This window comes from Desulfobacula sp. (genome assembly GCF_021107415.1).
Window position 1 is genome coordinate 1 of the sequence record NZ_JAIOSW010000111.1, and the last position, 2986, is coordinate 2986.

The 2986-nt window shown below is 39.5% G+C and carries 4 protein-coding genes; all 4 read left to right on the top strand.

Going from position 1 to position 2986, the window contains the following annotated elements; all coding sequences use genetic code 11:
• Positions 1-64: 64 nt before the first annotated feature.
• Entirely contained in the window at positions 65-1411 is a 1347-nt protein-coding gene (locus K8S13_RS05790) for a sigma-54 dependent transcriptional regulator (RefSeq protein ID WP_291461138.1), read from the top strand.
• A 5-nt stretch (positions 1412-1416) separates the two neighbouring features.
• Positions 1417-1959 carry a 16S rRNA (guanine(966)-N(2))-methyltransferase RsmD gene (gene rsmD / locus K8S13_RS05795; RefSeq protein WP_291461140.1) on the top strand — a complete coding sequence of 181 codons (543 nt, stop codon included), beginning with the start codon at positions 1417-1419 and terminating at the stop codon, positions 1957-1959.
• 18 nt (positions 1960-1977) lie between these two features.
• The gene (gene coaD / locus K8S13_RS05800; RefSeq protein WP_291461142.1) at positions 1978-2484 is read left to right on the top strand and encodes a pantetheine-phosphate adenylyltransferase; all 507 of its coding nucleotides are present in this window, start codon (positions 1978-1980) and stop codon (positions 2482-2484) included.
• 18 nt (positions 2485-2502) lie between these two features.
• On the top strand, positions 2503-2986 hold a 484-nt coding region (locus K8S13_RS05805), incomplete at its 3' end, for a LysR family transcriptional regulator (protein WP_291461144.1).

Sequence of the window (2986 nt, forward strand, 5' to 3'; positions counted from 1 at the left end):
AAGCCAAAAGGCGCAAAATTTATTATTGAGCTTCCAGCTTGATGGTTAAACAGGAGAAATAAATATGTATCCTGCGGTATTAATTGTTGATGATAACATAACGATCATAGAATCTCTTGAAGGAATTCTTTCAGACGACGGATTTGAAGTCATGCATGCCTTTAACGGGTATGAGGCATTAAAAATAATTGAGGCTGACTCTCCTGACATTGTTCTGCTTGACATATGGATGCCGGGAATGGATGGGATTGAAACCTTAAAAGAAATTAAAAGAATAGCACCCAGCCTTCCTGTAGTGATGATTACAGGTCATGGCACCATTGAATCTGCGGTTGATGCAACAAAATCAGGGGCTTATGATTTCCTTGAAAAGCCATTGTCCATCGACAAAATCATGGTCACCATCAATAATGCCCTGAACTTCAGAAAACTTGAAGAAGAAAACATATACTTACGCAAAAAGAGTATCGAAAAAAATTCTATTACCGGGACCAGTCCTGCCGTTCAAAAACTATACGGGGAAATTATGAATGCAGCGCCTTCTGATGCCTCTATCCTGATTACCGGGGAAAATGGTACAGGAAAAGAAATGGTTGCCAGAACTATCCATCAATTCAGCTTGAGGCCGGAACAGCCCTTTATCATCATCAACTGCGCAGCCATCCCGGAAAATAATCTTGACAGTGAGCTCTTTGGTCACGAAAAAGGTGCCTTTGAAGAGGCCACATCAAAAAACAAAGGCAAATTTGAACTGGCCTCCGGCGGGACACTCTTTCTTGATGAAATCGGGGACATGAATATCAATACCCAGGCAAAAATCTTAAGAGCCCTTGAATCCAAAACATTCCAAAGGATTGGCGGCGGAAGAACCCTTCACATGGATGTCCGTCTTATTGCTTCGTCAAATAAAAATCTTGAAAAAGAAATTGAGGCCGGTAATTTCAGAAAAGATCTTTATTTCCGGCTTAACGTAATCCCCATTCATGTACCGGCATTAAGGGATAGGAAAGAAGATATTCCAATGCTTGTGGATACATTTCTTGAAAAATTATCCAAACAGTCTTCAGGAGAAAAGAAAACCATATCTGAGAAGGCCATGGATCTCCTTATTGCGTATGAATGGCAGGGCAATGTCAGGGAGTTGAAAAACCTTCTGGAAAGGCTTTCGATCATGGTTGAATTAGACTATATTGATGTAGAGGATCTCCCCCAACCTTATAACATTGACTGCAAGCCGGGCGAACAGATTGAAAAAGACCTTTTTCTTTATGGCGATGATCTTGCCCAGGCCAAAAAGCGGTTTGAAAAACAATTTATTAAACAAAAGCTCTCCCAGGAGGAAGGAAACTTGAAAGCTGCGGCTAAAAAACTTGGAACTTCTGTAAAACATATACAAAAAAGTATTTTATAAACTTTATGAGAGTCATCAGCGGCAGTTGCAGAGGTAGAAAACTTATTGAAATTCAGGGTCGGCAAGTCCGTCCCACATCTGATCGTGTAAGGGAGGCCATTTTTAACATTCTGGGCCAAAAAGTAAAAAATGCAAGAGTGCTTGATCTTTTTGCCGGGACCGGTGCTCAGGGCATAGAAGCTCTAAGCCGGGGAGCTATCCATACCACCTTTATTGATCTTGCCTGTGATATCATCCATGAGAATCTAAAACTTTGCCGTTTTGAAAAAAAAGCTATGGTCATCTGTCATGATATTGTTAAGGATGCTATTCCCCAAAGCCTTAATGGAGAGCGGTTTGATCTGGTTTTCATTGATCCGCCTTATGGAAAAGGGTATATTGAAGTAACGCTTCAAAAAGAATCCTTCACAGATCTGCTGGCAAAGGATTGTATCATCATTGCCGAACAATCCTGCAAAGAGAGTCTTCAAATTAAAATTAATACCCTTGACATTTATAGACAAAAAAAATACTCAAAAACAATCATTTCTTTTATGAACAAAATTTAAAAAAAGGACGGTTTATTAATGGCAGACAAAAAAAGGACAGCAATCTACCCCGGCTCTTTTGATCCCTTAACAAATGGACACATTGATATTATTGTGCGCGCACTTGATATTTTTGACGAGGTTATTGTAGCCGTGTTGTGTAATCCTTCGAAAAAAGCATTGTTTACCATGGAGGAAAGAGTGGAAATGATAAAACAAAGCTTTAACGGCACAAAACCCGTTCTGGTAGATTCTTTTGGCGGACTTCTTGTGGATTATGCAAAAATGAAAAATGCTGTAGCCATTATCAGGGGGATGAGAGCCACCTCAGATTTCGAAAGTGAATTCCAAATGGCCTTGATGAACAGAAAACTGAATAAAAAAGTACAATCTATTTTTCTAATGACGGGGTTCAGATGGATTTTCACCAGTTCTTCCATTATTAAGGAAGCGGCACAATTTGGTGGAGACATCAGTGAAATGGTCCCGGAAGCGGTTAAACTAAAACTAATGGAAAAATACCCCCCCAAGAAAAGAAATGAATAATAGAATAGAGAAATAATAATGGATTTATGGCAGCTTTATATATTTGTATCTGTTGTTGAAAATAAAAGCTTTTCAAAGGCATCCAAAGCCATTAATCTTTCCCAACCCACGGTGAGCAGTCATATTAAAGAGCTTGAGAACTATTTCCAATGCCGCCTTTTAGACCGGCTTGGAAAAACGACAGAACCCACAAAAGCAGGTGAAATTCTTTATCAATATTCAAAAAAGCTCTTAGCCCTTAGAGACCAGGCAAAATCTGCCATGCATGATTTTCTGGGAAGAACAAAAGGAGCTTTTTTTATTGGCGGCAGCACCATTCCTTCCGGATATATCATCCCAAAGCTTATCGGCCCTTTTTCAACACAATTTCCTGATATTTCCATTGAATTGACAGCAGGTGACACCCTGCAAATTGTCCAGAAAATCAAGAATGGAAAAATAGAAATCGGCATTGTCGGTGCAAAAATTGATGATCCACAGATCAAACAGGAGAGACTTGTTG

Excerpts from the sequence above, each read along its gene's own strand:
- K8S13_RS05790 (WP_291461138.1), top strand. The coding sequence starts at position 65 with ATGTATCCTGCGGTATTAATTGTTGATGATAACATAACGATCATAGAA.
- rsmD (WP_291461140.1), top strand. The coding sequence starts at position 1,417 with ATGAGAGTCATCAGCGGCAGTTGCAGAGGTAGAAAACTTATTGAAATT.
- coaD (WP_291461142.1), top strand. The coding sequence starts at position 1,978 with ATGGCAGACAAAAAAAGGACAGCAATCTACCCCGGCTCTTTTGATCCC.